Origin of the sequence: Aeromicrobium massiliense JC14 (genome assembly GCF_000312105.1) — a bacterium.
In the GTDB taxonomy this organism is placed as follows: Bacteria; Actinomycetota; Actinomycetes; order Propionibacteriales; family Nocardioidaceae; genus Aeromicrobium; species Aeromicrobium massiliense.
Genome location: NZ_HE978638.1, coordinates 114,926 through 141,278 on the forward strand (window position 1 = coordinate 114,926; position 26,353 = coordinate 141,278).

The window sequence follows — 26,353 nt, forward strand, 5'->3', positions numbered from 1 at the left end:
CGCGCGTCCTAGGCCGGGGCGGCGGAGGACAGCGAGTCGGCCGGGTTGGACGGGGCGCCGTAGCAGCGGTCGCCCTCGGCCAGCCGGGTGACGACGGCCTGCATGACGTTGCCCATCGTCTCGAGGTCCTCGGCCGGGACCTGCGAGACCAGGTAGTCGTGCACGCCCGTGACGTGGGTGTGCGCGGCCTGCTCGAGCGTCCGCATGCCGTGGTCGGTGAGGAACGCGAACACGCCGCGACCGTCGTCGCCGCACTGGCCGCGACGGACGATGCCGGCCTTCTCCAGGCGGGAGACGGTGTGGGTCACGCGGCTGCGCGAGTGGGACAGGGCGTCGGCCAGCTCCGACATGCGCACCGAGTGCTCGGGGGACTCCGAGAGGCGCACGAGGATCTCGTACTCGGCCAGCGAGAGGCCGTGGGCCTGGCGCAGGTCGCGGTCGAGGCGGTCGAACAGCACCGTCGTACCGCCCAGGAGCAGTCGCCAGGAGCGCTGCTGGGCGGGGTCGAGCCAAGGCGTGGCGTCGGGGGACGTGCTGGTCATGGGCTGATCCTACTCCGAGGAAGGGGGTTGTTGATCGTTCAACAACCATGGTACGTTGTGGTCAGGCAGTTGAAAAGGCAACTACCGCACAGACTTGAACGAGGAGAATCACATGGTCACCACCGGAACCTGGCACCTGGACCCGACGCACACCGAGATCGGCTTCCAGGTCCGTCACCTCATGAGCAAGGTCCGCGGCAAGTTCGAGAGCTTCGAGGGCACCATCGTCACCGCCGACGACGTCACCGCCTCCAGCCTCAACGTGTCGGTCGACCTGACGTCGATCAACACCGGCACCGCCGACCGCGACCAGCACCTGCGCTCGGCCGACTTCTTCGAGGTCGAGAAGTACCCGGCGATGACCTTCACGAGCACCGGCATCAAGCAGGTCTCGGACGAGGAGTTCGTCGTCACCGGCGACCTGACGATCAAGGGCGTCACCAAGCCGGTCGAGCTCGAGGTCGAGTTCCTGGGCGAGGGCGGCGACCCGTGGGGCGGCACCCGCGCCGGCGTCGAGGCCAAGGGCCAGATCAGCCGCAAGGAGTTTGGCATCGACTTCAACATCCCCGTCGCCGGCGCCGACAAGGCGATGATCGGCGACACGATCAAGCTGCAGATCGTCGCCGAGGCCGTCCTCGAGGCGCCCGTCGAGGCCTGATCCACGAACCTGCGGACCTCAGCACCCGCACGCACGAGCGCCCGGTCCCACCTCGGTGGGGCCGGGCGCTCGTCGTCGTGGGACGGGGCTCAGCCCTTGTGGACCATGCGGACGGCCAGGGACGCGTGCAGGGTCGCCATCGCCTCGGGCGTCCGCGAGCCGGCCTCGGGGGAGTACCAGCGCACGAGGTCGACGCCCAGCGACAGCAGCGCCCGGGCCGTGCCGCCCAGGTCGTCCACGTCGAACGCGCCCACGGCCACGCCGTCGGCCAGGACGTCGCGGACGACCCGCTCGATCCGCCGCCGGTAGTCGCCGATCTCGGTGCGGTGCTCGGGGGTCAAGGCGTTGAACTCGTACTGGACGATCCGCCCGACCCGGCTGTTGCGCGCGTGCCAGAGGCTGAAGTCGTAGATCAGCCCGCGCAGCCGCTCGACCGGCTCGTCGGTGCGGGCGGCCGACTTCTCGACCAACTCGAGCGTCTCCCGGTGGCCGGACAGGCTCACCTGGAAGAAGAGGCTCTCCTTGGAGTCGTGGTGGACGTAGACCGCCGCCGGGCTCATGCCGGCGCGCGACGCGATGTCGCGCGTCGTCGTCGCCGCGAACCCCTTCTCGGCAAAGGCGTCGACGGCGGCGCTCATCAGCCGCTCGCGGGCGGTGGTCGTCATGGAGCCCTCCTCGGTCGGTAGACAGCATGGCGCACGTCTGGCACGCTAAGCAAGCGCTTAGCAACCTGGAGCGCCGCACCGCCGAGCCACGAGGAAGACCATGCAGCGAACCATCTTCGACGCCGACCACGAGTCCTTCCGCGACACCTGCGCCACGTTCCTGGCCAAGCAGGTCGAGCCGAACCTCGAGCAGTACATCCAGGACAAGGCGATCAGCCGTGACTTCTGGCGCGCGGCCGGCGAGCAGGGCCTGCTGGGCCTGGAGATCCCCGACGAGGTCGGCGGGTCCGAGGCCGGCGACTTCCGGTTCAACGCGGTCTTCGCCGAGGAGCTGAGCAAGGTCAGCGCCGCGCTCGCCTCGTGCGTCGGCATCCACTCCGACATCGTGGCGCCCTACATCGTCGACCTGGGCACGCCCGAGCAGAAGGAGCGCTGGCTGCCCGGCATGGCGTCCGGCGAGATCCTGGCCGCGATCGGCATGACCGAGCCCGGCGGCGGCTCCGACCTGGCCGCGCTGCGCACCACCGCCGTCCGCGACGGCGACGAGTGGGTCATCAACGGCTCCAAGACCTTCATCACCAACGGCTTCAGCGGCGACCTCATCGTCACCGCGGTGCGCACGTCGCCCGAGAAGGGCGCCAAGGGCATCACGCTGTTCGGCATCGAGGCGACCGACCCCGGCTTCAGCCGCGGCCGCAAGCTCGACAAGGTCGGCCAGCCCGAGTCCGACACCGCCGAGCTGTTCTTCGAGGACGTCCGGCTGGGCGACGACCGGGTCATCGGCGAGGTCGACCGCGGCTTCATCTACATGATGGAGCGCCTGCCGCAGGAGCGGCTGACCTGCGCGGTCTCCAACATCGCGCACGCCAAGCAGATCCTGGTCGAGACCATCCAGTACGCGAAGGACCGGCACGCGTTCAAGCAGCCGATCGGCTCCTTCCAGCACAACAAGTTCCTGCTCGCCCACCTGGTGACCAAGATCGAGGCCGCGGAGGCGTTCGTCGACGCCGCGGTGCTCGCGCACAGCAAGGGCGAGCTGACCGCCATCGACGCCGCCAAGGCCAAGTACTGGTCCTCGGAGGTCCAGAACGAGGTGCTCGACGACTGCGTCCAGCTGCACGGCGGCTACGGCTTCATGAACGAGTACCGCGCCGCCCGCGCCTGGCGCGACGCCCGCGTGAGCCGCATCTGGGCCGGCTCGAACGAGATCATGAAGGAGCTCATCGGCCGCGACCTCGGCCTCTGAGTCCACCAACCGAGAGGGGAGCCTCATGCCCGAGGCAGTCATCGTGAGCACGGCGCGGTCGCCGATCGGCCGCGCGTTCAAGGGTTCGCTCAAGGACGTGCGTCCGGACGACCTGACCGTCCAGATGGTCCGCGCGGCCCTGGACAAGGTGCCCGAGCTCGACCCGAGGGAGATCACCGACCTCATGCTCGGCTGCGGCCTTCCCGGCGGCGAGCAGGGCTTCAACATGGGCCGCAACGTCGCGGTGCTGGCCGGCTACGACCACCTCCCCGGCACGACCGTGACGCGCTACTGCTCGTCGTCGCTGCAGACGACCCGCATGGCGTTCCACGCGATCAAGGCCGGCGAGGGCGACGCCTACATCTCGGCCGGCGTCGAGACGGTCAGCCGCTTCACCAAGGGCAACAGCGACTCGATCCCGGGCCAGGACCTGCTCAACCCGCTGTTCGCCGAGGCCGTCCAGCGCACGGACGACTTCAGCCGCGGCGGCATGACCTGGCACGACCCGCGCGAGGACGACAAGATCCCCGACGTCTACATCGCGATGGGCCAGACCGCCGAGAACGTCCAGCAGGTGCTCGGCATGAGCCGCGAGGAGCAGGACCGCTTCGCCGTCCGCAGCCAGAACCTGGCCGAGCAGGCGATCGCCAACGGCTTCTGGGCCACGGACATCACGCCGGTCACCCTGCCCGACGGCACCGTGGTCAGCGCCGACGACGGCCCGCGCGCCGGCGTCACCTACGAGGCCGTGTCGCAGCTCAAGCCGGTCTTCCGTCCCGACGGCACCGTGACCGCCGGCAACGCCTGCCCGCTCAACGACGGCGCCGCGGCGCTCGTGATCATGAGCGACACCCGGGCCGCCGAGCTGGGGCTCACCCCGCTGGCGCGCATCGTCTCGACGTCGGTCACCGGCCTGTCGCCGGAGATCATGGGCCTCGGCCCCGTCGACGCCATCCGCGGTGCGCTCAAGCAGGCCGGCATGGGCCTGGACGACGTCGACCTGTTCGAGATCAACGAGGCGTTCGCCGTCCAGGCGCTCGGCTCGGCCCAGCAGCTCGGCATCGACGTCGACAAGCTCAACGTCAACGGCGGCGGCATCGCCGTCGGTCACCCGTTCGGCATGACCGGCGCGCGCATCACCAGCACGCTCATCAACTCCCTGCAGTGGCACGACAAGCAGATCGGCGTGGAGTCGATGTGCGTCGGCGGCGGCATGGGCATGGCGATGGTGCTGGAGCGGCTGTCGTGACCGGCCGCTTCTCCGGCCAGGTCGCGATCGTCACCGGCGCCAGCCGCGGCATCGGCCTGGGCATCGCCCAGCGGCTCGTCGACGAGGGCGCGCAGGTCTGCATCACCGCCCGGAAGGAGGCCGCGCTCGCCGAGGCGGCCGACGTCCTCGGTGACGGACGGGCCATCTACGTCGCCGGCAGCGCCGACGACCCGTCGCACCAGGACGAGGCGATCGCCGCGACGCTCGAGCGCTTCGGCCGCCTGGACCTGCTGGTCAACAACACCGGCATCAACCCGGTCTACGGCCGCGCGATCGAGGTCGACCTGGCCGCGGTCGAGAAGATCTTCAAGGTCAACGTCGTCAGCGCCCTGTCGTGGGCGCAGAAGGCCTACGCCGCCTCCCTGGCCGAGCACGGCGGCGCGATCGTCAACGTCGCGTCCATCGCCGGGCTCAAGCCGGCGCCGAACATCGGCATGTACGGCGCCTCGAAGTCCGCGCTCATCCACCTCACCGAGGAGCTGGCCGTCGAGCTGGGCCCGTCGGTGCGCGTGAACGCGGTGGCGCCCGCGGTCGTGAAGACCAAGTTCGCGAACGCGCTGTACGAGGGGCGCGAGGCCGAGGTCGCCGCCGAGTACCCGCTCAAGCGGCTCGGCGAGCCGGAGGACATCGCCGCGGTCGTGGCGTTCCTGCTGTCGCAGGACGCGGCCTGGGTGACCGGGCAGACGATCGTCGTCGACGGCGGCCTGACCCTGACCGGCGGCTCCGTCTAGGACGCCCGGCCGCGGCGCTGCCGTGATGTGTGAAGAAATGGACCATCTCCCGCGTGGAGGTGGTCCATTTCTTCACACATCGCGGCGGAGCGAGAGCAGGGTGAGGCAGAAAACATGAGGAAACCCTCGGGATAAAGTTGAGGAATCCCTCATGTTCTTGTCATGATGGGGAGACCGACCCCTGCGAGAGGCCCTCACCCCGTGACGATCTTCGACACGCCCCTGTCCGCCAGCACCACCAGCACGCCCCACCGCGCGTCCCTCGTCGACCGCCTCGTCGGCGGCGAGCCGTACGCCCTCGTGCTCGGTGGACAGGGAACCGACTGGCTGCGTCCGCTCGCGGACCTGCTGGGCGACTTCGCGCTGACGGCCGAGCTGGACGCGGTCCTGTCGCAGGCCCGCGAGCTGCTCGCGCCGGTCGCCGCCGACCTCACCCGCACCGGACGCACCTTCGAGCCGCTGGCCTGGGCCGACGTCCTGGCCGCGGCCCACTCGGCCGAGGACGACGAGGCGCCGGCGATCCCGTCCGCCGACGCGCTAGCCACCCCCGCGGTGTCCGTGCCCGGCATCGCCCTGACGCAGCTCGCCGGCCTGCGCGCCCTGGCCCGCCAGGGCCTGGACGTGCGTGCCCACGCCCCGGCCGGCGTCGCCGCCCACTCGCAGGGCCGTCTCGCCGCTCCCGTGCTCGACGGTGCCGACGAGGCCGAGGTCCTGGCCGTGGCGATCCTGGCGGGCGCCGCGATCGAGGTCGTCGGACGCCGCAAGGGCCTGCTCGGTCGCACGATGCTGTCGGTCTCGCAGACCACCCCCGAGCGCGTCCGCGAGGTCGTCGCCTCCCTGCCCGAGAGCCTGCGCCTGGCGGTGCGGCTGCGCAACGGACGCCGGTCGGTCGTCGTCTGCGGGCCGGAGGCGTCCCTCCGCGCGTTCGAGCAGCGCTGCGACGAGGTCGCCGCCGCCGACAAGACCGCCCGCGAGAAGAAGCGCACCGGCGGCGCGCCGTTCGCGCCGGTGCGGGAGCCGGTCGACGCGCGCGTCGCGTTCCACCACCCCGAGCTCGAGGACGCCACGGCGCTCGTCGCCCAGTGGGCCGCCGCCTGCGGCCTGGACGGCGACGCCGCCGCGGCGCGCGTCCGCACCGCTCTGGTCGACGGCATGGACTGGGTCGACGAGCTCGACGGACTGGTCGCGTCCGGCGCCCGTTGGCTGGTCGACGTCGGCCCGGCCGACCTGGCCACCCGGCTGTCGTCCCGCGAGGTCCGCGGCCTGGGCGTCGGCCTGGTCGCCCCCGCGACCCGCGCCGGCCACCGCGAGCTCGTCTCGCCCGGTGCCGCCCGCAAGGTCGCGCCCGCCTGGGACTCCTACGCCCCGACGGTGGTGTCGCTGCCCGACGGCCGCAGCTACGCCGAGACCCGCTTCAGCCGGCTCACCGGCAAGTCCCCGGTGCTGCTGGCCGGCATGACCCCCACGACGGTCGACGCCCCGATCGTCGCCGCGGCCGCGAACGCCGGCTACTGGGCCGAGCTCGCCGGCGGCGGCCAGGTGACCGAGGAGATCTTCGCCGCCCGCATGGCCGAGCTGGGCCGCCTGCTCGAGCCGGGTGCGACGTTCCAGTTCAACTCGATGTTCCTGGACCCCTACCTGTGGAAGCTGCACGTGGGCGGCAAGCGCCTCGTCCAGCGCGCCCGGGCCGCGGGCTCCGCGCTGGACGGCATCGTGATCAGCGCCGGCGTGCCCGAGCTCGACGAGGCCGACGCCATCGTCGCCGAGCTGCGCGAGTCGGGCCTGTCGCACGTCGCGTTCAAGCCCGGCACCGTCGCCCAGATCCGCCAGGTCGTCGCCATCGCCAAGCAGGTCGCGCCGACCCCGGTCATCGTCCACGTCGAGGGCGGCAAGGCCGGCGGTCACCACTCGTGGGAGGACCTGGACGAGCTGCTGCTCACCACGTACGCCGACCTGCGCGCCTGCGACAACGTCGTGGTCTGCGTCGGCGGTGGCATCGGCACGCCCGAGGCGGCGGCCGACTACCTCACCGGTACCTGGTCGCGCAGGCACGGCTTCCCGGCGATGCCGCTCGACGGCGTCCTGGTCGGCACCGCGGCCATGGCCACGCTCGAGGCGACCACCAGCCCGGACGTGAAGCGCGCCCTCGTCGAGGCGCCCGGCACCCCGGACTGGATCGGTGCGGGCCAGGCCTCCGGCGGCGTGGCCTCGGGCCGCAGCCAGCTCGGCGCCGACATCCACGAGATCGACAACACCGCCTCGCGCTGCGGCCGCCTGCTGGACGAGGTCGCCGGCGACGCGGACGCCGTGGCCGCGCGCCGCGCCGAGATCGTCGCCGCGCTCGACGGCACCGCCAAGCCGTACTTCGGCGACGTCGACGCGATGACGTACGCCGCCTGGCTGGGCCGCTACCTCGAGCTCAGCGCGGACGCCTCGGACGACTGGCTGGACGTCAGCCTGCGCGACCGCTTCCACGCGATGCTGCAGCGCGCCGAGGCCCGTCTGCACGAGGCCGACCACGGCGAGGTGCCGACGCTGTTCGCCACCGCCGCCGAGGTGCAGGACGGCCGCGCCGCCCTGGCCACGCTGACCGCGGCCCACCCGGCCGCCGCCGCCGTCGTGCTGCACCCGGCCGACGTGCCGTTCTTCGTCGAGGTCTGCCGCCGTCCGGGCAAGCCGGTGCCGTTCGTGCCGGTGCTGGACGCCGACGTGCGCCGCTGGTGGCGCTCGGACTCGCTGTGGCAGGCGCACGACCCGCGCTTCACCGCCGACCAGGTCTGCATCATCCCCGGCCCGGTCGCCGTCGCCGGCATCACCCGCGTCGACGAGCCGGTCGCCGAGCTGCTCGGCCGCTTCGAGGCCGCCGCCGTCGACTCCCTGCTCGCCGCCGGCGCCGCGCCGCAGCGCGTGCCGGGCCGGCGCCGGGTCAACTCCGGCTCCGAGGGCGCGCTGTCGCTCGTGCTCGCCGCGCAGGACGTCGTCTGGGCCGGTCGCACCGTCCGCAACCCCGTGCACCGCCTCGGCGAGGCCTGGGTCGTCGTCGACGCCACCCGCGCCGAGCACGCCGAGACGGGCGCCGTCCTGACCGCCGACGGCGACGTCGCGACCCTGGACGTCCCGCTGGGCGGTGGCCGTCGCGTCACCATCCCGATCCACGCCGACGCCACCGTCGCGCTCGGCTCGGCCCCGGTCGTCGGCACCGCCGACGCGGCCACCGCCATGCGCGGCCTGCTCACCGGCGCCGCCGGCGGCAGCCTCGCCGACGTCGCCGACGGCCGCGCCGTGCTGGGCTCGGTGCTCGAGCCCGACCTGGTCGCCGACCACGCCGGCGTCACGGCCGCGTCCACCCAGGGCACCGTGCCCGCGCACGCCGTCCCCGACGTGCTCGTGGGCCTGTCGTGGCCGGCCGTCTTCGCCGTCCTCGGCGAGGCCCGCACCGCCGACGGCACCCCGGTCGTCGAGGGCATGCTCGACCTCGTGCACCTGGACCACCAGGTCGCCGTGGCCGGCGCCCTGCCGACCACGCGCACCGACGTCACCGTCGCCGCCCGCCTGGCCGGCGTGCAGGACACCGAGTACGGCCGTGTCGTCTCCGTCGACGTCGAGGTCGCCACGGCCGACGGCGTGCTGGCCACGCTGAGCGAGCGGTTCGCCGTCCGCGGCCGCGTCGGTGCCGTCGCGCTGCCCGACCCGGCCCGTGCCGGTGGCTCCCTGGGCGAGGTGAACGACACCCCGCGCCGCTCGCGCGTCCAGACGTCGTTCGCCGCGCCCGAGGACCTGCGCGCGTTCGCCCAGGTCTCCGGCGACCACAACCCCATCCACACCAGCACCGCCGCGGCCCGTCTCGCGGGCCTGGGCGAGCCGATCGTCCACGGCATGTGGCTGTCGGCCGCCGCGCAGCAGGCGCTGGCCGCCGAGGGCCGCCGCATCGTCGGCTGGACCACCCGCTTCATGAGCCCGCTGCGCCTCGGCGCGACGGTCGAGCTGCGCGCCGACCGCACCGGCCTGGACGCCGGCGCCGAGGTCGTGGACGTGACGTGCCGCGTCGACGGCGAGGTCGTCATGGCCGCCACCGCCAAGGTCGCCGCCCCGCGCACCGCGTACGCCTTCCCGGGCCAGGGCATCCAGCACCAGGGCATGGGCATGGCCGGCTACCAGCGCTCGCGGGCCGCCCGCGAGATCTGGGACCGCGCCGACGCGCACACGCGGGAGGCGCTCGGCTTCTCGATCCTCACCGTCGTGCGCGACAACCCGACCGTGCTCGTCGCCGACGGCGTCACGCACAAGCACCCGGACGGCGTCCTGTACCTGACGCAGTTCACGCAGGTCGCCATGGCCGTGCTGGGCGCCGCCCAGATGGCCGAGCTGCGCGAGGCCGGGGCGTTCGTCGAGGGCGCGCTGCTGGCCGGCCACTCGGTCGGCGAGTACAACGCGCTCGCCGCCGTCTCCGGCGTCATCCCGCTCGAGGCCGTCGTCGAGGTCGTCTTCCAGCGCGGCTCGGTCATGCACACGCTCGTCCCGCGCGACGCGCAGGGCCGCAGCGACTACCGCCTGGCCGCGATCCGCCCGTCGCAGATCGGCCTGACCGACGCCGACGTCACCGCGTACGTCGAGGGCGTCGCCGAGCGCACCGGTCAGTTCCTGCAGATCGTCAACTACAACCTGGCCGGCTCGCAGTACGCCGTGGCCGGCACCGTCGCCGGGCTCGAGGCCCTCGAGGCCGACGTGGCCGAGCGCCGCAAGCAGTTCGGCGGCAAGGCCGCGTTCATCCTGGTGCCCGGCGTCGACGTGCCGTTCCACTCCACCGTGCTCCGTGGCGGCGTGCGGGACTTCCGCGCCCGCCTGGAGGAGCTGCTGCCCGCCGACGTCGACCCGGACGTGCTGGTCGGCCGCTACGTGCCGAACCTGGTGCCGCGGCTGTTCACGCTCGACCGCTCCTACGTCGAGGAGGTCGCGGCCCTGGTGCCGTCCGAGCCGCTCGACGAGGTGCTGGCCGACTGGGACGCGTGGGCCGCACGCCCGCACGCGCTGTGCCGCCGCCTGCTCATCGAGCTGCTGGCCTGGCAGTTCGCCAGCCCGGTGCGCTGGATCGAGACCCAGGCGCTGCTGTTCGCCGCCGAGTCCGAGGGTGGCGCCGGCGTCGAGCGCTTCGTCGAGGTCGGCGTCGGCGGCTCGCCGACGGTCGCCAACCTGGCCAGCCAGACGCTCAAGCTGCCCGGCCGCATCGGCCCGGACGTCCAGGTGCTCAACGTCGAGCGCGACGCCGCCGTCGTGTTCGCCACCGACGAGGAGCCGGCCGCCGAGGTCGAGGACGTCGTCGAGACGGCGCCCGCGACCGACGTCGCCGAGGCCGCCCCGGCGGGCGCCCCGGCCGCGGCTCCGGCGTCGTCCGGTGGGCCGCGCCCCGCGGACCTGACCTTCGACGCTGCCGACGCCACGCGCGTCCTCATCTCGTGGTGGACGAAGGTCCGCCCGGACCAGGTCGGTGCCGCCGACTCGATCGAGGCGCTCACCGACGGTGTCTCGTCGCGCCGCAACCAGCTGCTCGTCGATCTCGGCGGGGAGCTCGGCCTGGGCGCCATCGACGGCGCCGCGGACGCGGACATGACCGCGCTCGGCACCACGGTGAAGGGCCTGGCCCGCGGCTACAAGCCGTTCGGCCCGGTGCTCACCGAGACGTTCGCCGACCACCTCAAGAAGGTGCTCGGCCCGACCGGCCGCAAGCAGTCCGCGATCGCCGAGCGCGTCACGGACGTCTGGCAGCTCGGCCCCGGCTGGGTGTCGCACGTCGTCGCCGAGACGGCGCTGACCACCCGCGAGGGCGCGAGCGTCCGCGGCGGCGACTTCGGTGCCGCCACCCCGGCGACCGCGGCCGACGTGGACGCGCTGATCGACGCCGCCGTGCAGTCCGTCGCCGCCCGCCAGGGCGTCAGCGTCGACCTGCCGGCGACCGGCGGGGGAGCGGGCGCCACGATCGACGCGGCCGCGCTCGGCGAGTTCACCGAGACGATCACCGGCCCCACGGGCGTCCTGGCCTCGGCCGCGCGCCTGGTGCTGGACAAGCTCGGCCTGGCCGACGCCCCGGCCCCGGTCGTCGACGACTCCGACGACGCGCTGGTGCTCGCCCGGGTCGAGGCCGAGCTGGGCAGCGACTGGCCGCGCCTCGTCGCGCCGGCCTTCGACGCGCAGCAGGCCTTCGTGCTGGACGACCGCTGGGCGTCCGCCCGCGAGGACCTGGCCCGCCTGGCCGCCGGCGACGACGTGCCGTGCACGTTCGCCGGCACCGGCGAGGCCGTCGCCCGCCAGGCCCGCTGGTGGGCCGACCGGGTCGACCCGGCCCTGCGTCCCGCCTTCGAGCGGGCCGCCGAGCAGGCGCTCGACACCACGCCCGGCGAGTGGGCCGGCGAGCTGGCCGTCGTCACCGGCGCCAGCAAGGGCTCGATCGCCGCGTCGGTGGTCGGCCGCCTGCTGGCCGGCGGCGCGACCGTCGTCGCGACCACCTCGTCGGGCGACGGCTCGAAGCTGGCGTTCTACAAGAAGCTGTACCGCGACCATGCCCGCGGCGGCGCGGTCCTGTGGGTCGTGCCGGCCAACATGGCCTCGTTCGCCGACGTGGACGCGTTCGCGACCTGGCTGACGTCCGAGCAGACCCGCACGGTCCGCGGCGCCACCGAGGTGGTCAAGCCCGCGCTCACCCCGACGCTGCTGCTGCCGTTCGCGGCCGGACGCGTCGCGGGCGACCTCACTGAGGCCGGCTCCCGCGCCGAGGTCGAGATGCGCATCCTGCTGTGGTCGGTCGAGCGGCTCGTGGGCGCCCTGAGCGGCGGTCGCGACCACGACCTGGCCTCGCGCCTGCACGTCGTCCTGCCGGGCTCGCCCAACCGGGGCACGTTCGGCGGCGACGGCGCGTACGGCGAGGCCAAGGCCGCGCTCGACGCCGTCGTGAACAAGTGGCACGCCGAGAAGAGCTGGTCGCAGCGCGTCACGCTGGCCCACGCGGTCATCGGCTGGGTGCGCGGCACCGGGCTCATGGGCGGCAACGACCCGCTGGTCGAGGCCGTCGAGGCCGCCGGCGTCCGCACCTGGGCGCCGGAGGAGATGGCCGAGGCGCTGCTGGGCCTGTGCACCGGCGACGCCCGTCGCCAGGCCGCCGAGGAGCCGCTGAAGGGCGACTTCACCGGCGGCCTCGCCGACGCCGGCGTGAACCTGGCCGAGCTGGCCGCCGCCCTCGAGCGTCCGGCCCCGGCCGAGCGCGAGACCGAGGCGACCATCACCGCGCTGGCGCCCTCGCCGGCCCAGCTGGCCACCGAGACGACCGAGATCGACTGGGCCGACGTGCCCGCCGCCCCCGAGGACCTCGTGGTCGTCGTGGGTGCCGGCGAGCTCGGCCCGTACGGCTCGGCCCGCACCCGCTTCGAGGTGGAGGTCCACGACGAGCTGTCGGCCGCGGGCGTCCTGGAGCTGGCGTGGACGACCGGCCTGGTCCGGTACGAGGCGCCGGGCGGCTGGTACGACGTCGCGTCGGGCGAGCCGCTGGACGAGGCGGACATCTACGACCGCTACCACGACACCGTCGTCGAGGCCTGCGGCATCCGCCGCTACGTCGACGAGGGCCCCATGGTCGACAACACCGCGCCGCTGCTGACGAGCGTCTACCTCGAGCAGGACCTGACGTTCACCGTCTCCAGCGAGGCCGAGGCGCGTGCCCTGGCCGCGGCCGACCCCGCCCGCACCGTCGTGACCCCCACGGCGGACGGCGAGTGGAGCGTCACGCGTCAGGCCGGCACCCAGGTGCGCGTCCCGCGCCGGATGTCGCTGAGCCGCACCGTCGGCGGCCAGGTCCCGACCGGGTTCGACCCGGCCGCGTGGGGCCTGCCGGCCGAGATGGTGGAGTCGATCGACCGGGTCGCGGCCTGGAACCTCGTCTGCACCGTGGACGCGTTCCTGAGCAGCGGCTTCACGCCGGCCGAGCTCATGCGCTGGGTCCACCCCTCGCGCGTGGCCAACACGCAGGGCACCGGCATGGGCGGCATGCAGTCGATGCAGTCGCTCTACATCGACACCCTGCTGGGCGAGGCGAAGCAGAACGACATCCTGCAGGAGGCGCTGCCGAACGTCATCGCCGCGCACGTCGTGCAGGCGTACGTCGGCTCGTACGGCGCGATGATCCACCCGGTCGCCGCCTGCGCCACCACCGCGGTGTCGCTGGAGGAGGGCGTGGACAAGATCCGCGTCGGCAAGGCGGACGTCGTCGTCGCCGGCGGCTTCGACGACCTGAGCGTCGAGGGCATCGTCGGCTTCGCCGACATGAGCGCCACGGCCGACTCCGCGGCCATGGCGGCCAAGGGGCTGGACGCGCGCTACTTCTCGCGGGCCAACGACCGTCGTCACGGCGGGTTCGTCGAGTCCCAGGGTGGCGGCACGATCCTGCTGGCCCGTGGCGACGTCGCCGCGGCGATGGGCCTGCCGGTCCTGGCCGTGGTCGCGTACGCCGGCTCGTTCGCCGACGGCGTCCACACGTCGATCCCGGCCCCGGGCCTGGGCGCGCTGGCGGCCGGTCTCGGCCGTGAGCGCTCGCCGCTGGCCCGCGCGCTGAAGCAGGTGGGCCTGACGGCGGACGACGTCGCGGTCGTCTCCAAGCACGACACGTCCACGGGCGTGAACGAGCTCAACGAGTCCGACCTGCACGAGCGGCTGGCCGCGGCGATCGGGCGCAGCGAGGGCAACCCGCTCTACGTGATCAGCCAGAAGACGCTGACCGGTCACGCGAAGGGCGGTGCGGCGGCGTTCCAGACCATCGGCCTGTGCCAGGTGCTGGCGTCCGGCGTCGTGCCCCCGAACCGCAGCCTGGACTGCGTCATGCCCGACCTGGACGAGCACGAGCACCTGGTCTGGCTGCGCGAGCCGCTGGAGGCGGCCGCGCCGCTCAAGGCCGGCCTCGTCACCAGCCTGGGCTTCGGCCACGTGGCCGGGCTCATCGCGCTGGCGCACCCGCAGGCGTTCCTGTCGTCGCTGAGCGACGAGGATCGTGCGTCCTACCGCCGCCGGGCGCACGCCCGCGCGGTCGAGGGACGCATGCGCCTGGCCAAGGCGATGCTGGGCCAGGCGTCGCTCTACGAGCGTCCCGACGGACGCCGGCTGGGCACGGGCTCGGGCACGAAGGCGCTCGAGGCGCAGCTGCTGCTCGATCCGGACGCGCGTCTGGGCGACGACGACGTCTACGCGGGCCCGGCCTGCCGATGACGGTCGTGGGTGTCGGGGTGGACCTGGTGCACGTGCCCGGCTTCGCCGAGCAGCTGGGCCGCCCCGGCACCCGCTTCGCGCAGGCGTTCACGGCCGGCGAGCGGCGTGACGCGCAGGACGCGGTCGACGGTCCTGCGCGTCACCTGGCCGCCCGCTGGGCGGCGAAGGAGGCGCTGGTCAAGGCGTGGTCGGCGACGCTCTTCGGGGCGCCGCCGGTCGCGTCCGAGCACGTCCACCACCTGGTCGAGGTGGTCAAGGACGCCTGGGGACGGCCGCGGCTGCGGCTCCACGGCGAGGCTGCCGAGCACCTCGCGGGGCTCGACGCGCACGTCTCGCTCAGCCACGACGGCGACTACGCCACCGCGTACGTGGTGCTGTCCCAGCCGTAGCCCCCGACAGGCTCGGGAGAAGGACCCCTCCCGGTCCCTGAGCCTGTCGAAGGGGCGGGCGACCTACGCCTGGGGGCGGCGCGGCTTGGGCGCGTGCAGGTCCCAGTGGACGCCCGCGAGCCGGATCGCGAAGCACAGCACCGCCGCGCCCACCGCGGGCGCCGCGCCGTGCAGGCCGGCCTCCTCGCACACGACCACGACGAACGCGGCCAGCAGCGCCGGGATCGCGTACAGCTCGCTGCGCATCACGACGGGCACGCGGCCGATCATGACGTCGCGCAGCGTGCCGCCGCCGACGGCGGTCAGCGCACCGAGCAGCACCGCCTGGCCCGGGCCCATGCCCAGGTCGAGCGCGCGCAGGGCGCCGGTGACCGCGAACAGGCTCAGCCCCATCGCGTCCAGCACCTCGATCGAGCGCTTGAGCCGCTCCAGGGAGGCGCCCCACGCGAAGGCCACGAGGCTGCCCGCGGCGGCCACGGCGAGGTAGCGCCAGTCGTCGAACGTGAGCGGCGGCAGCGCGCCGATCAGCACGTCGCGCAGGATGCCGCCGCCCAGCGCCGTCAGCATGCCGAGCGTCACGACCCCGACGACGTCCAGGCGGGTGACGCGCAGAGCGGTCAGGGCGCCGTTGAGGGCGAAGGCGAAGACGCCGACGAGGTCCAGCGTCAGCAGCAGGGTGCTCACGGGAGTTGTCTACCGTGCCGGACGCCCCGGGACGAAAACGCCGGTCCGTGTCCGGCAGACTCGGAGGCATGGGACGAACGACGCTGGTGACGATCCTCCTCGCGGCGACGCTGCTCGGCGGCTGCTCGACCGCCTCGCGCAGCGGCTGCGCGGTCGAGATCGAGCTCGACGGCGTCCGCTACGAGGGGTACAACGCCCAGGACGTCGACGCCGGCGAGCCGGTGGGGGAGGGCGCGATCGTGGCCTGCGAGGACACCGAGAACGACCCGAAGGACGAGAAGGTCCAGGTCGTGTCGGTCGAGGGCGCGGACCCCGCCCAGGTCGTGGCGCGCAAGGGCGTGACCGACGAGCTGTACCTGGCGCCCGGCGTCGAGCCGGAGGACCTGCCCGACCCGGTTCAGCGGATGCTGGGCCGCGACTGAGCTAGGCGTCGACCTGCTCGGCGGTGAGCAGGTACGCGGCCAGCAGCCGCTTGAGCTCGATGACCGCCTCGGTGTGCTCCTGGCCGTCGCGGATCGAGAAGTTCAGCATCGAGTACGCCACGTGGATGATGACCTCGGCCATGATCTTGCGCCGCGCGCGGGGCGTGCGGGGGGTCAGGGGAGCGAGGATGCGCGCCGCCTCGGCGGCCAGCTCGCGCTCGGTCAGCGCGGCCGTCGCCCGCGTGGCCGGGGTCGACTGCACGGCGTGCCAGACGGCGCGGCGCGACGGGTCGGTCACCCACAGCTGGGCGACGTGGTCGAGCAGCCGGTTGAGGAACTTCAGCCAGTCCAGCGACGGGATCTCGGCGGCGAACTCCTCCAGCGCCTCCTTCACCGGCACGGCGTCCTGGCGGTCGAGCTCGCAGACGATGACGTACTTGTTGGCGAAGAACTGGTAGAGCGTGCCGATCGGCAGGCCGGCGCGGCTGGCGACCTCCTCGCAGGTGAACGACTCGAACCCCACCTCGAGCAGCAGCTGGCGGGAGACCTGCAGCAGCTGCTCGAACTTGACCCGGCTGCGCTCCTGCGTGGGGCGGCGCCGCGGTTCGAGGATCTCGGCCGTCATGGCCGCCACCGTACTAGGCGGGACGCCCCAGGGCCGCCAGTCCGTACGCCACGAGGGGCTCGATCAGGTCGCCGATCCCGTCGAAGCCGCTGCCGAGGGTCTGACCGTGGCTGTGCCGGAAGTGGATGCCCTCCAGGATCACGGCGAGCTTGAAGTAGGCCAGGCCGAGGTGGAAGTCGAGCGTGCCGACGTCGCGGCCGGACGCCGTGGCGTAGCGCTGGACGACCTCGTCGCTGCTGGGGAACCCCGGTGCGCGGGCGGCGTCGGTGACCATCGCGGCCCCGGCGCCACCTCCCGCGGACGCGAGCTCCTGGTAGGCCAGCAGAACGGCGAGGTCGGTGAGCGGGTCGCCGAGCGTGCTCATCTCCCAGTCGAGCACCGCGGTGACGGCGTCGGTGTCGTCGACGAGCAGGTTGTCGAGGCGGTAGTCGCCGTGGACGATCGTGCCCGGCCGGTCGGCCGGGACCGACGCGGCCAGCCGCGAGGCGAGCTCGTCGATGCCGGCGACCTCGCGGCTGCGCGAGGCGTCCAGCTGCTTGGTCCAGCGGCGCACCTGGCGCTCGAGGTAGCCCTCGGGCCGGCCGAAGTCCTGCAGGCCGACCGACGCGGGGTCGACGGCGTGCAGGGTGGCCAGCGTGTCGACCATGCGGTCGGCGATGGCGCGGGTGCGCTCGGCCCCCAGGGCCTCGAGGTCGGACGCCCGCGCGTACGGCGTGCCGTCGACGCGCTGCATGACGTAGAACGGCGCACCGATCACGTCGACGTCCTCGCACAGGCCGTACGTGCGCGGCACGGGCACGTCGGTCGGCGCGAGCGCCGCCATGACGCGGTGCTCGCGGGCCATGTCGTGCGCCGTGGCCAGCACGTGGCCGAGCGGGGGCCGGCGGACGACGAGGTCGGCCGAGCCGCCGCGCACGGCGTACGTCAGGTTCGACTTGCCGCCGGTGATGAGCCGCGCCTCGAGCGGCCCGTCGACGAGGCCGGGGACGGCCCGGTCGAGCCAGCCGGCGAGCGCGTCGAGGTCGAGGCCCTGGGGGGAGTCGGTCACGTCAGTCCTTCGGGCCGCCGGCGACGTAGATGACCTGGCCCGAGACGAAGCCGGCACCCTCGCTGGTCAGGAACGACACGGTGTGGGCGATGTCCTCGGGCTGGCCGACGCGCTGGACCGGGATCTCCTTGGCCGAGAACGCGATGAAGTCGTCGAACGGGACGCCCACGCGCTCGGCGGTCGCCGCGGTCATGTCGGTCTGGATGAAGCCGGGGGCGATCGCGTTGGCGGTGATGCCGAAGCGGCCAAGCTCGATGGCCAGGGTCTTGGTGAAGCCCTGGATGCCTGCCTTCGCGGCAGAGTAGTTGGCCTGGCCGCGGTTGCCCAGCGCGCTGGTGCTGGACAGGTTGACGATGCGGCCGAAGCCGGCCTCGGTCATGTGCTTCTGGGCGGCCTTGGTCATGAGGAAGGCGCCGCGCAGGTGCACGCCCATGACGGCGTCCCAGTCGGCGGTGCTCATCTTGAACAGCAGGTTGTCGCGGATGATGCCGGCGTTGTTGACCAGGATGGTCGGGGCGCCGAGCTCGCTGACGACGGTCTCGAAGGCCGCGGCGACCGAGGCCTCGTCGCTCACGTCCGCCCCGACGGCGATCGCGCGTCCGCCGGCGGCCGTGATGGCCTCGACCGTGCCGGCGCAGGCCGCGGCGTCGAGGTCGAGGACGGCGACGGCGTGACCGTCGGCGGCCAGGCGCTGGGCGGTGGCGGCGCCGATGCCGCGTGCGGCTCCGGTGACGATGGCGGTACGGGACTCGGTCATGTCTCTCCTGTGGTGCTGAGCCTGACGGCGGTCGGTGCGGGCCTGCGCGTTGCGCTAAGCGCTTGCTTAGGTCACGGTAGCGCACGACGAGGTGCAGGACACGCAGGCCAAACCCGAGGGGTTCCTCATGTTCGTGCTATGTTGAGGGAACCCTCATGTTTTGGAGACTCTGTTGACGCAGAACGCCGTGACCACCGTCCACGACGCCGCCCCCGCCGGGCCGCGTGACGTCCTCCTGCAGCGCCGCGCCGAGCGTGCGGTGCGCGTCGAGCCGCGCGGCCGCCGCGAGCACACGGCCCGCGAGCGGGCCGAGATGCTGCTCGACGCCGGCACGTTCGTCGAGATGACCCCGATGCGCTCCTCGGGCGGTGCCGGCTCCGGCGTCGTCGCCGGCTGGGGCCTGGTCGAGGGACGTCCGGTCGTCGTGGCCAGCCACGACGCCGCGGTCGCGTCCGGGGCCATCGGCCCGGTGCTGGCCGAGGGCGTCATGAAGGCCCAGCGCCTGGCCATCGAGCGCGGCTACCCGATCGTCTACGTGAACGACTCCGGCGGAGCGCGCATCCACGACGGCATCTTCGCCCTCCACGGCTGCGGCGGGATCTTCAAGCTCAACGTCGAGGCCCAGCAAGTCGTGCCGCAGATCTCGGTCATCGTCGGCCCGTGCGCCGGCGCCGCGGCCTACTCGCCGGCCCTCACGGACTGGACGATCATGGTGCGCGAGCAGGGACACATGTTCCTGACCGGCCCCGAGATCGTCCGGGCCGCGACCGGTGAGGACGCGACGGCCGAGGCCATCGGCGGCGCCGACATGCACGCGATCGAGAGCGGCGTGGCCCACCTGGCCGTCGACTCCGAGGCCGAGGCGCTCGACGCCGCGCGCCGCCTGCTGTCGTTCCTGCCCAGCCACAAGGGCGGCGCCCAGAACGTCCAGGACGCCCGCCCGGCCGACGAGGTCGCCGCGCAGGCGCTCCCGCACCTGGTGCCGGAGAAGTCCAGCATCGTGTTCGACATGCACGAGCTGCTCGACGGCGTCCTCGACGCGGGCGACCGGCTCGAGCTCATGCCCGACCACGGGCGCAGCATGCTCACCGTGCTCGGTCGCCTCGACGGCCGCCCGGTCGGCGTCGTGGCCAACCAGCCCGCCGCCCGCGGCGGCATCCTCGACGCGATCAGCGCGGTCAAGGCCGCCCGCTTCGTCGAGTTCTGCTCGCGCTTCGGCCTGCCGGTCGTCACCTTCGTCGACGTCCCGGGCTTCCTGCCGGGCACGGTCGAGGAGCGCCGCGGCGTCATCACGCACGGCGCCAAGATGCTCAAGGCGTACGCCGAGGCGACGTCGCCGGTGCTGACCGTCGTCGTCCGCAAGGCGTACGGCGGCGCGTACATCGCGATGGGCGCCAGCTCGCTGGGCGCGGACGCGTCCTGGGCCTGGGCCAGCTCCGAGATCGCCGTCATGGGCCCCGGTGGCGCCGTGGCGCTGCTGCACCGCCGCGCGCTGCAGGCCTCCGACGACCCGGCCGAGCTGCGCGACCGCCTGGCCGCCGAGTACCGCGAGAACGTCGCGCGTCCGTACCTGGCCGCCGAGGCCGGCATCGTCGACGACGTCATCCTGCCCGAGGAGACGCGCTCCACGATGGTCGAGACGCTGCGCATGCTGACCCACGAGGCGGGCCACCGTGGCTGAGGTGCGCGCCGAGATCGTCGGCAACGTCTGGAAGCTGCTCGTCGCCGAGGGCGACGCCGTCTCGGCCGGTGACACGCTCGCCGTGCTCGAGTCGATGAAGATGGAGATCCCGGTGCACGCGCCGGTAACCGGCGTCGTCGGCCACGTGCCGGTCGCCGAGGGCCAGATCGTGCAGGAGGGCGACGTCGTGGTCGTCATCGAGGGGTCGTCGACCGACGCCTGAGCACCTGCGGCAGGATGCCCGGGTGACCGAGCACCTCGTCCCGCTGCGCTGGTCGGACCTCGACTCCCTGCGCCACGTCAACAACGTCAAGTACGCGGTGATCGCGGAGGAGGTGCAGGCGCGCCTCGTCGCCGAGGGGCGCCTGCCCGCCGAGCGCACCGTGACGTCGGTCGAGGTGACCTACCGGGCGCCGATGCACCTGTCGACCCGGCCGGTCGTCGTCACGAGCGCCGTGGACGGCGACGTCCTGGTGCAGGACCTGGCGATGGACGACGCCGACGGCACGCGCCACGAGCACGCCCGGGTCGAGACCCGGTTCGGCGAGCGCGAGCCCGTCGAGCCGTCCGCCCCGGACGTGGCGCTGCGGACGTCGTACCGGCTGCGTGAGGTCGACGGCGGACGCGACGGGACGCTCGGCGTCGCGGCGCTGCTGGAGCTGGCGCAGGAGAACCGCATCGCGTTCATCCACCGCTCCGGCATCGACACCGTGGGCTCCGTGGTCGTCGTCTCGATGGCCCTGGAGCTGCACGACGACCTGCCGGCCACGGCCGGCGAGGTCACCACCGCCACCTGGATCGGGCACGTCGGTACGTCCTCGTACACCGTGCTCTCCGAGCTCGTGCACGACGGACGCGTGGTGCTGCGCTGCCGCGCGGCGCTGGTCGGCTTCGACCTCGAGGCCGAGCGCTCGCGCCGGCTGGACGACGAGGTCCGCACCCGCCTGCTGGCACTGACCGCCGGCTAGCTCACTCGTGCGTGTTGACCATGAAGGTCGCCGCGTGCTGCACGTACGCCCAGAACTGCGCGTCCAGCTCGGGAGGCAGGGCGGCCTTGTCCAGCCCTTCACGGAAGTGCTTCAGCCACGCGTCGCGGGCCGCGGGCGTCACCGCGTACGGCGCGTGCCGCATGCGCAGCCGCGGGTGGCCGCGCGTCTCGGAGTAGGTGCCGGGACCGCCCCAGTACTGGGTGAGGAACAGCGTGAAGCGCTCGGCGGCGGGGCCGAGGTCCTCCTCGGGGTACATCGGCTTGAGCAGCGGGTCGGCCGCGACGCCCTCGTAGAAGGTCGTCACGATCTGCTTGATCGTGTCGTGCCCGCCGATCGCCTCGTAGAAGCTGACCTCGTCGTTCGGGGTGGTCACTGCTGTCCCTCCGTGGCCATGGGGGCCGTGATGGTCGCGGGGATGCGGATGCCGGCCGCGTCGAACCGGATCTTGATGCGCTCGCGCAGCGCGCGCGAGACGTCCCACTGCTTCAGCGGCGCGGTCTTCACGAGCACGCGCAGCACCGGGCCGTCCTTGTCGAAGCGCTCGATGCCCGGCACCTCGGGCTCCTCAAGGATGTCGCCGGCGAAGGCCGGGTCCTCGTAGACCTCGTGCGCGACCTGCTTGAGGATCGCCTGCACGTGGTCGAGGTCGGACTCGTAGCCGACAGTGATGTCCAGGACGGAGCGCGCCCAGTTCTGGCTGAGGTTGCCCACGCGGAGCACCTCGCCGTTGCGGACGTACCAGACGGTGCCGCTGACGTCGCGCAGCCGCGTGACCCGCAGGCCCACGGCCTCGACGGTGCCGCTGGCCTCGCCCAGGTCGATGACGTCGCCGACGCCGTACTGGTCCTCCAGGATCATGAAGACGCCGGAGAGGAAGTCCTTGACGAGCGTCTGGGCGCCGAAGCCGACGGCGACGCCGACGATGCCCGCGCTGGCCAGCAGCGGCGCGATGTTCACGCCCAGCTTGCTGAGCACCATGAGGGTGGCGATGACGCCGATGACGCCGGTGACGATGCTCTTGAGCAGCGACCCCATGGCCTCGGCGCGCTGCGCCCGGCGGGCGTTCGCGCCCGGTCGCAGCTCGTTGAGCAGGCCGGCGGCCTTGCCGTGGCGCAGGACCCCGGGCACCGCGCCCTTGGACGCGCGGTGCACGACGCGGTCGATCGCGCGGTTCAGCAGCCAGCGCGCCACGACGGCCAGGACCACGATGAGCAGCACGCCCAGGCCAGCGGCGACGACGTCCTCGAGGGTCACCTTCTGGGACAGGTCGAAGTCGAGGTACGGCATGGCTCCACTCTACGGGCGGCTACGATGGGGCCCATGAGCACCAAGCGCCTCGCTGCCGTCCTGGCCACCGTCGTCGTCTCGCTCGTCGCCGCCGCCGGCCCCGCCGCGGCCGACGCTCCCTCCACCTGGGAGGACGCGCCGGAGCAGTCGACGCTCGACATGCTCATCCTGCTGATCGGCATCCCGCTCGCGCTGTTCGTCGTCATCGGCCTGCTCGCCGCGCTGCTGTCGCGCAAGAACTACGTGCCGCCGGCGCCGGAGACCGCGCTGGTCCCCGCCGGCGACAAGGCTCCCGTCCAGCACCACTGACGAGCCCCGTCACCTCCTCGCTGAGCGTGACGTTGTTGAGGCGACACGCCGTCGCGAGCCTCAACAGCGTCACGCTCAGTGCGTTCTAGCCCCAACGTCGACCGGGCTCCCACGTCTCCCACCACGGCGGAGGCGTGAGCGTCCAGCGAGCCTCGGCGGCGCGGTGCCGCGCGTGCGCGGCCGCGGTGCGCAGACGAGCAGCCAGGTCGGCCGAGCGGCGGTGGTCCAGGGCGCTCACGCGCACAACCGTCAGCCCCAGACGCTCCAGCTTCTCCTCGCGGTGGTTGTCCTCGGCGTGGGTCCGCTCCTCACGATGCCCCGAGCCGTCGGACTCGATCACGAGGCCCAGGGACGGCACGAGCAGGTCTGCGACGCCGGCCAGCGCTCCGACGGTGTCGAAGACCGGTGCGTTCACCAGCAGGTCGCGGATCCCCGCCTGCCGGACCGCGACGTGACGCGTTCGTGACTCCCAGGGACTGGCCGCCCGCGGCGAGGCGAGGGCGAGTGCTGAGCGGGCGCGCACGATGCCTCGGGTCTTCACGTGCTGCGAGACGACCTGCTCGATGCGGTCGCGAGTGGTCCGCGAGGCGCCGCGCACGGTCGAGATGCAGGAGTCGATCGCGACCAGCGCCTCCTGCTCGTCCGGGGCGTCCAGGGCCATGTCGTAGGCGGCTCGGGCCAACGTGGTGACCCGCACGGAGCCCACCCGCGTGATCTCGTGCTGGTGGAGGGCGCGTCGCGTGGGGCGAAGCCCCGGACGTACCCGGTGCTGGCCCGTGCCGGGAGAGCACACGACGACGGGCAAGGGGCGTAGCGACCGGTCGAGTCCGTCCACGTGCGCCACGCCGTGGGCGAAGGCCGCGGCCCATCCGGTCAGGACGTCCGACCCTGTCATCAGGGCGACGGCGTCCTGGACGCGGGTGGCAGCGCCCGTCTCGTCCAGCCAGCCGGGCCGGACGATGCCGCGGTACGGACGACTCCACGACGTCCTCAGCTCCCAGACCGTGGCACCGGACTCGAGCGCGCGGCGGTACGACGTCGGTCCGTCCATGCCTCGACCCTGCGCCGGTCGAGCGCACGGGCGCTCGACCCTGTCCGGGCGCTGTGGACGGGGACTGTCCTCCACAACGCACTGAGCGTGACGCTGTGGAGGCGACACGCCGTGTGTCGCCGCAACAACGTCACGCTCAGCGGGGAGGTGACCTCGAGGTCGGGGGGCTAGCGGGACAGGACGCCCTGGGCGTGCAGCGCCCGGGCCAGGTCGTCGCGACCCTCCAGGACGTAGCGGCGCGAGGCCGCGCCGGCCTGCGTGCCCGCCAGCCAGGCGTCGACCTTCTCCAGCGTCTCGACCGACGGGTTCGCCAGCGGGAACAGGTGGATCAGCGCGACCTGCCCGATCCAGACGCCCTGCTCCTCGATGATCGTCTCGGCCATCTGCAGGTACTGGTCGACGAACGGGTCGAGGACGTCGGCCTGGCCGGGCACCTGGAAGGCGCCGGCGATCGAGCGTCGCGTCTCGTTCGGCACCGACGGGTCCTGGGTGACCAGGCGCCACGCCTCGGCCTTGGCCTGCGCGTCCGGGCGGATGGTGCGCGCCGCGGCGGCGTGCTCCTGGCCCGAGATCGTCGGGTCGGCCTCGAGCTCGGCCGCGATCGCGGCCTCGTCGGCCGCACCGAGGCGGGCGAGCGCGATCGTCAGCGTCCAGCGCAGGTCGGCGTCGACCGCCAGGCCCGGCAGCGCGCCGTCGAGCAGCGAGCGCACCTGCTGCGGGTCGCTGGACGCCGAGGCGTACGCCCGGGCCAGCGCCAGCTGGTGGTCGCCCCCCGGCTCGGCCGCCTGCAGGAGCGCGAGCACGCCGGACTCCCAGCGCGCGGCCAGCTCCGGACGCGCGTCCGGGTGGGCGTACAGGTGGACGGCGGTGCCGCCCTGGCGCAGCAGCGAGCCGACCGCGGTCAGGTCGGTCTCGGACCCGACGCCCGACAGCACGAGCGACACGAACGCGTCGGCCGACAGCTCGCCGTCGCGCGTCATGTCCCAGGCCGAGCCCCAGCACAGCGCGCGGGCCAGCGGGTCGGCGATCGTGGCGATCGACTCGATCAGCGTGGCCGAGGAGCGCTCGTCCAGGCGGATCTTGGCGTAGGTGAGGTCGTCGTCGTTGAGCAGCAGCAGCGCCGGCTGCGGACGGCCGACGAGCTGCGGCACCTCGGTGCGCTCGCCCTCGACGTCCAGCTCGAGCCGCTCGGTGCGCTGCAGGCGGCCGTCGACCTCGTCGTACAGGCCCACGGCGATCCGGTGGCGGCGGATGGTCGGGAACGCCTCGATCGCCGACTGCTCGATCGCGAACGAGGAGTAGGCGCCGTCGGCGTCCAGCTCGAAGCTCGGGCGCAGCGTGTTGACGCCGGACGTCTGCAGCCACTCCTTGGCCCACGAGCCCAGCTCACGGCCGGACGCGGCCTCGAGCTCGACCAGCAGGTCCTCGAGCGTGGTGTTGCCGTAGGCGTGCTTGGCGAAGTACGCGCGCAGGCCGGTGAAGAAGTCGTCCTCGCCGACCCAGGCCACGAGCTGCTTGAGCGACGAGGCGCCCTTGGCGTAGGTGATGCCGTCGAAGTTGGCCTCGACCGCGTGCAGGTCGTAGTTGTCGGCCGCGATCGGGTGCGTCGAGGGCAGCTGGTCCTGGCGGTAGGCCCAGTTCTTGCGCGCCGCGGTGAACGTCGTCCAGGCGTCGGGGAAGCGGGTGTCGCCGTTGACCAGCGCGTACGTGGCCGCGAACTCGGCGAACGACTCGTTCAGCCACAGGTCGTCCCACCACTTCATGGTCACCAGGTCGCCGAACCACATGTGGGCCATCTCGTGCAGGATCGTGTTGGCCCGCGACTCGTAGGCCGAGACCGTCTGGCGGCTGCGGAAGATCATCTCGTCGCGGAAGGTCACGCAGCCCGCGTTCTCCATCGCGCCCATGTTGTACTCGGGCACGAAGAGCTGGTCGTACTTGCCGAACGGGTAGCCCATCTGGAACTTGCCCTCGAAGAAGGCGAAGCCCTGCTTGGTGATCTCGAAGATGTCGTCGGCGTCCAGGTGCTCGCGCAGCGACTGGCGGCAGAAGATGCCGAGCGGGATCTCGTCGTGCTGGCCGACGTAGACGTCGCGGACCTCGGCGTACTCGCCGGCGACGAGCGCCGTGATGTACGTCGACATGCGCTTGGTCGGGGCGAAGTGCCAGGTCGCGACGCCGGGCGCGGTGTCCTCCGGAGCCGGCGTCGGCGAGTTCGACACGACCGCCCAGTGCGCCGGCGCGGTGACGTGGAAGGTGAACTCGGCCTTCAGGTCGGGCTGCTCGAAGGTGGCGAAGACGCGGCGGGCGTCCGGCACCTCGAACTGGGTGTAGAGGTACACGCGCTCGTCGACCGGGTCGACGAAGCGGTGCAGGCCCTCGCCCGAGCGCGAGTAGGCGCAGGTGCCCTCGATGCGCAGCTCGTTCTGCTCGCGCAGGCCGCTGATCGGCAGCCGGCTGTCGGCGTAGGCGGAGACGTCGACGGGCTCGCCGTTCAGCGTCGCCGAGCTGATCTCGCCGTCGACGAGGTCGACGAAGGTGGAGGCCCCAGGGGTCGCCTGGAAGCGGATGACGGTCGTGGACCCGAAGCGCTCGGTGGAGTCGACGGAGAGGTCCAGCCACACCTCGTAGGTGGACGGCGTGACGACGGTGGCGCGCTCGACGGCTTCGGCGCGCGTGAGGTTGGTGCCTGGCATGCGGCCCATGCTGTCACGACGTGCGGCACGTCACGAGAGCGGACCGTGCGGGCCCAGGCG

The 26,353-nt window shown here is 73.0% G+C and carries 21 protein-coding genes; 11 read left to right on the plus strand and 10 right to left on the minus strand.

All coding sequences use genetic code 11. The annotated features are described in order from the left end of the window. Positions 1-8: 8 nt before the first annotated feature. Complete coding sequence (locus HGAM_RS19365; RefSeq protein WP_019146005.1) at positions 9-542, minus strand: MarR family winged helix-turn-helix transcriptional regulator; 534 nt, start codon at positions 540-542, stop codon at positions 9-11. A gap of 112 nt (positions 543-654) precedes the next feature. On the opposite strand from HGAM_RS19365, the gene HGAM_RS13355 reads away from it, so the two are divergent. Further along, positions 655-1,200 (plus strand): YceI family protein, encoded by a 546-nt coding sequence (locus HGAM_RS13355; protein WP_019146006.1) that lies wholly within the window; start codon positions 655-657, stop codon positions 1,198-1,200. An 89-nt stretch (positions 1,201-1,289) separates the two neighbouring features. Here HGAM_RS13355 and HGAM_RS19370 read toward each other — a convergent pair whose 3' ends face one another. Next, complete coding sequence (locus HGAM_RS19370; RefSeq protein WP_019146007.1) at positions 1,290-1,865, minus strand: TetR/AcrR family transcriptional regulator; 576 nt, start codon at positions 1,863-1,865, stop codon at positions 1,290-1,292. Between the two features lie 100 nt (positions 1,866-1,965). On the opposite strand from HGAM_RS19370, the gene HGAM_RS13365 reads away from it, so the two are divergent. The 5 genes from HGAM_RS13365 to acpS all read left to right on the plus strand — a co-directional run bounded on the left by HGAM_RS13365 (position 1,966) and on the right by acpS (position 14,744). Beyond that, a complete protein-coding gene (locus HGAM_RS13365; RefSeq protein ID WP_019146008.1) occupies positions 1,966-3,111 on the plus strand; it encodes an acyl-CoA dehydrogenase family protein in 1,146 nt (381 codons plus the stop codon). Positions 3,112-3,136: 25 nt separating this feature from the next. After that, positions 3,137-4,360 carry an acetyl-CoA C-acetyltransferase gene (locus HGAM_RS13370; RefSeq protein ID WP_019146009.1) on the plus strand — a complete coding sequence of 408 codons (1,224 nt, stop codon included), beginning with the start codon at positions 3,137-3,139 and terminating at the stop codon, positions 4,358-4,360. After that, on the plus strand, positions 4,357-5,112 hold the full coding sequence (locus HGAM_RS13375) for an SDR family oxidoreductase (protein WP_019146010.1): 756 nt from the start codon (positions 4,357-4,359) through the stop codon (positions 5,110-5,112). The genes HGAM_RS13370 and HGAM_RS13375 overlap by 4 nt, the downstream gene beginning before the upstream one ends. Positions 5,113-5,313: 201 nt before the next feature. Next, on the plus strand, positions 5,314-14,355 hold the full coding sequence (locus tag HGAM_RS19375) for a type I polyketide synthase (protein ID WP_019146011.1): 9,042 nt from the start codon (positions 5,314-5,316) through the stop codon (positions 14,353-14,355). Continuing rightward, the gene (gene acpS / locus HGAM_RS13385) at positions 14,352-14,744 is read left to right on the plus strand and encodes a holo-ACP synthase AcpS (RefSeq protein ID WP_019146012.1); all 393 of its coding nucleotides are present in this window, start codon (positions 14,352-14,354) and stop codon (positions 14,742-14,744) included. Before HGAM_RS19375 ends, acpS begins: the two co-directional genes overlap by 4 nt. 63 nt (positions 14,745-14,807) lie before the next feature. Here acpS and HGAM_RS13390 read toward each other — a convergent pair whose 3' ends face one another. Further along, positions 14,808-15,428 carry a trimeric intracellular cation channel family protein gene (locus HGAM_RS13390; RefSeq protein WP_019146013.1) on the minus strand — a complete coding sequence of 207 codons (621 nt, stop codon included), beginning with the start codon at positions 15,426-15,428 and terminating at the stop codon, positions 14,808-14,810. Positions 15,429-15,496: 68 nt separating this feature from the next. Here HGAM_RS13390 and HGAM_RS13395 point away from each other — a divergent pair, with 68 nt between their 5' ends. Beyond that, positions 15,497-15,850, plus strand: a complete 354-nt coding sequence (locus HGAM_RS13395; RefSeq protein ID WP_019146014.1) for a DUF6281 family protein — start codon at positions 15,497-15,499, stop codon at positions 15,848-15,850. Between the two features lies 1 nt (position 15,851). Here HGAM_RS13395 and HGAM_RS13400 read toward each other — a convergent pair whose 3' ends face one another. From HGAM_RS13400 to fabG, 3 genes are read right to left on the minus strand one after another with little or no spacing between them, the layout of a single operon-like run. Beyond that, positions 15,852-16,475, minus strand: coding sequence for a TetR/AcrR family transcriptional regulator (locus HGAM_RS13400; RefSeq protein ID WP_019146015.1), 624 nt, complete (start codon positions 16,473-16,475; stop codon positions 15,852-15,854). A 13-nt stretch (positions 16,476-16,488) separates the two neighbouring features. Continuing rightward, positions 16,489-17,523 carry a phosphotransferase family protein gene (locus tag HGAM_RS13405; protein ID WP_019146016.1) on the minus strand — a complete coding sequence of 345 codons (1,035 nt, stop codon included), beginning with the start codon at positions 17,521-17,523 and terminating at the stop codon, positions 16,489-16,491. A gap of 1 nt (position 17,524) precedes the next feature. Continuing rightward, positions 17,525-18,280, minus strand: a complete 756-nt coding sequence (fabG, locus tag HGAM_RS13410; protein ID WP_019146017.1) for a 3-oxoacyl-ACP reductase FabG — start codon at positions 18,278-18,280, stop codon at positions 17,525-17,527. A gap of 172 nt (positions 18,281-18,452) precedes the next feature. Between fabG and HGAM_RS13415 the strand changes: the two genes are divergently transcribed. The 3 genes from HGAM_RS13415 to HGAM_RS13425 are packed head-to-tail and all read left to right on the plus strand — an operon-like array spanning position 18,453 to position 20,929. Continuing rightward, positions 18,453-19,961: an acyl-CoA carboxylase subunit beta gene (locus tag HGAM_RS13415; RefSeq protein WP_020692216.1), complete on the plus strand. Its 1,509-nt coding sequence runs from the start codon at positions 18,453-18,455 to the stop codon at positions 19,959-19,961. Next, positions 19,954-20,184 carry a biotin/lipoyl-binding carrier protein gene (locus HGAM_RS13420; protein ID WP_019146019.1) on the plus strand — a complete coding sequence of 77 codons (231 nt, stop codon included), beginning with the start codon at positions 19,954-19,956 and terminating at the stop codon, positions 20,182-20,184. The genes HGAM_RS13415 and HGAM_RS13420 overlap by 8 nt, the downstream gene beginning before the upstream one ends. Before the next feature lie 22 nt (positions 20,185-20,206). Next, positions 20,207-20,929 carry a hotdog family protein gene (locus HGAM_RS13425; RefSeq protein ID WP_019146020.1) on the plus strand — a complete coding sequence of 241 codons (723 nt, stop codon included), beginning with the start codon at positions 20,207-20,209 and terminating at the stop codon, positions 20,927-20,929. 1 nt (position 20,930) lies between these two features. Here the strand turns inward: HGAM_RS13425 and HGAM_RS13430 are convergent, their stop codons facing one another. Beyond that, on the minus strand, positions 20,931-21,323 hold the full coding sequence (locus tag HGAM_RS13430; protein ID WP_019146021.1) for a globin: 393 nt from the start codon (positions 21,321-21,323) through the stop codon (positions 20,931-20,933). Further along, positions 21,320-22,237: a mechanosensitive ion channel family protein gene (locus tag HGAM_RS19380; RefSeq protein WP_019146022.1), complete on the minus strand. Its 918-nt coding sequence runs from the start codon at positions 22,235-22,237 to the stop codon at positions 21,320-21,322. Before HGAM_RS19380 ends, HGAM_RS13430 begins: the two co-directional genes overlap by 4 nt. Positions 22,238-22,270: 33 nt before the next feature. Here HGAM_RS19380 and HGAM_RS13440 point away from each other — a divergent pair, with 33 nt between their 5' ends. Next, positions 22,271-22,546, plus strand: a complete 276-nt coding sequence (locus HGAM_RS13440) for a hypothetical protein (protein WP_019146023.1) — start codon at positions 22,271-22,273, stop codon at positions 22,544-22,546. 85 nt (positions 22,547-22,631) lie between these two features. Here HGAM_RS13440 and HGAM_RS13445 read toward each other — a convergent pair whose 3' ends face one another. Both HGAM_RS13445 and pepN read right to left on the minus strand, forming a co-directional pair. After that, positions 22,632-23,597 carry a DUF559 domain-containing protein gene (locus tag HGAM_RS13445; RefSeq protein ID WP_019146024.1) on the minus strand — a complete coding sequence of 322 codons (966 nt, stop codon included), beginning with the start codon at positions 23,595-23,597 and terminating at the stop codon, positions 22,632-22,634. A 167-nt stretch (positions 23,598-23,764) separates the two neighbouring features. Further along, positions 23,765-26,293: an aminopeptidase N gene (gene pepN, locus HGAM_RS13450; protein WP_019146025.1), complete on the minus strand. Its 2,529-nt coding sequence runs from the start codon at positions 26,291-26,293 to the stop codon at positions 23,765-23,767. Positions 26,294-26,353: the final 60 nt, after the last annotated feature.

Excerpts from the sequence above, each read along its gene's own strand:
- HGAM_RS19365 (WP_019146005.1), bottom strand. The coding sequence starts at position 542 with ATGACCAGCACGTCCCCCGACGCCACGCCTTGGCTCGACCCCGCCCAG.
- HGAM_RS13355 (WP_019146006.1), top strand. The coding sequence starts at position 655 with ATGGTCACCACCGGAACCTGGCACCTGGACCCGACGCACACCGAGATC.
- HGAM_RS19370 (WP_019146007.1), bottom strand. The coding sequence starts at position 1,865 with ATGACGACCACCGCCCGCGAGCGGCTGATGAGCGCCGCCGTCGACGCC.
- HGAM_RS13365 (WP_019146008.1), top strand. The coding sequence starts at position 1,966 with ATGCAGCGAACCATCTTCGACGCCGACCACGAGTCCTTCCGCGACACC.
- HGAM_RS13370 (WP_019146009.1), top strand. The coding sequence starts at position 3,137 with ATGCCCGAGGCAGTCATCGTGAGCACGGCGCGGTCGCCGATCGGCCGC.
- acpS (WP_019146012.1), top strand. The coding sequence starts at position 14,352 with ATGACGGTCGTGGGTGTCGGGGTGGACCTGGTGCACGTGCCCGGCTTC.
- HGAM_RS13395 (WP_019146014.1), top strand. The coding sequence starts at position 15,497 with ATGGGACGAACGACGCTGGTGACGATCCTCCTCGCGGCGACGCTGCTC.
- HGAM_RS13400 (WP_019146015.1), bottom strand. The coding sequence starts at position 16,475 with ATGACGGCCGAGATCCTCGAACCGCGGCGCCGCCCCACGCAGGAGCGC.
- fabG (WP_019146017.1), bottom strand. The coding sequence starts at position 18,280 with ATGACCGAGTCCCGTACCGCCATCGTCACCGGAGCCGCACGCGGCATC.
- HGAM_RS19380 (WP_019146022.1), bottom strand. The coding sequence starts at position 22,237 with ATGCCGTACCTCGACTTCGACCTGTCCCAGAAGGTGACCCTCGAGGAC.
- HGAM_RS13440 (WP_019146023.1), top strand. The coding sequence starts at position 22,271 with ATGAGCACCAAGCGCCTCGCTGCCGTCCTGGCCACCGTCGTCGTCTCG.
- HGAM_RS13445 (WP_019146024.1), bottom strand. The coding sequence starts at position 23,597 with ATGGACGGACCGACGTCGTACCGCCGCGCGCTCGAGTCCGGTGCCACG.
- pepN (WP_019146025.1), bottom strand. The coding sequence starts at position 26,293 with ATGCCAGGCACCAACCTCACGCGCGCCGAAGCCGTCGAGCGCGCCACC.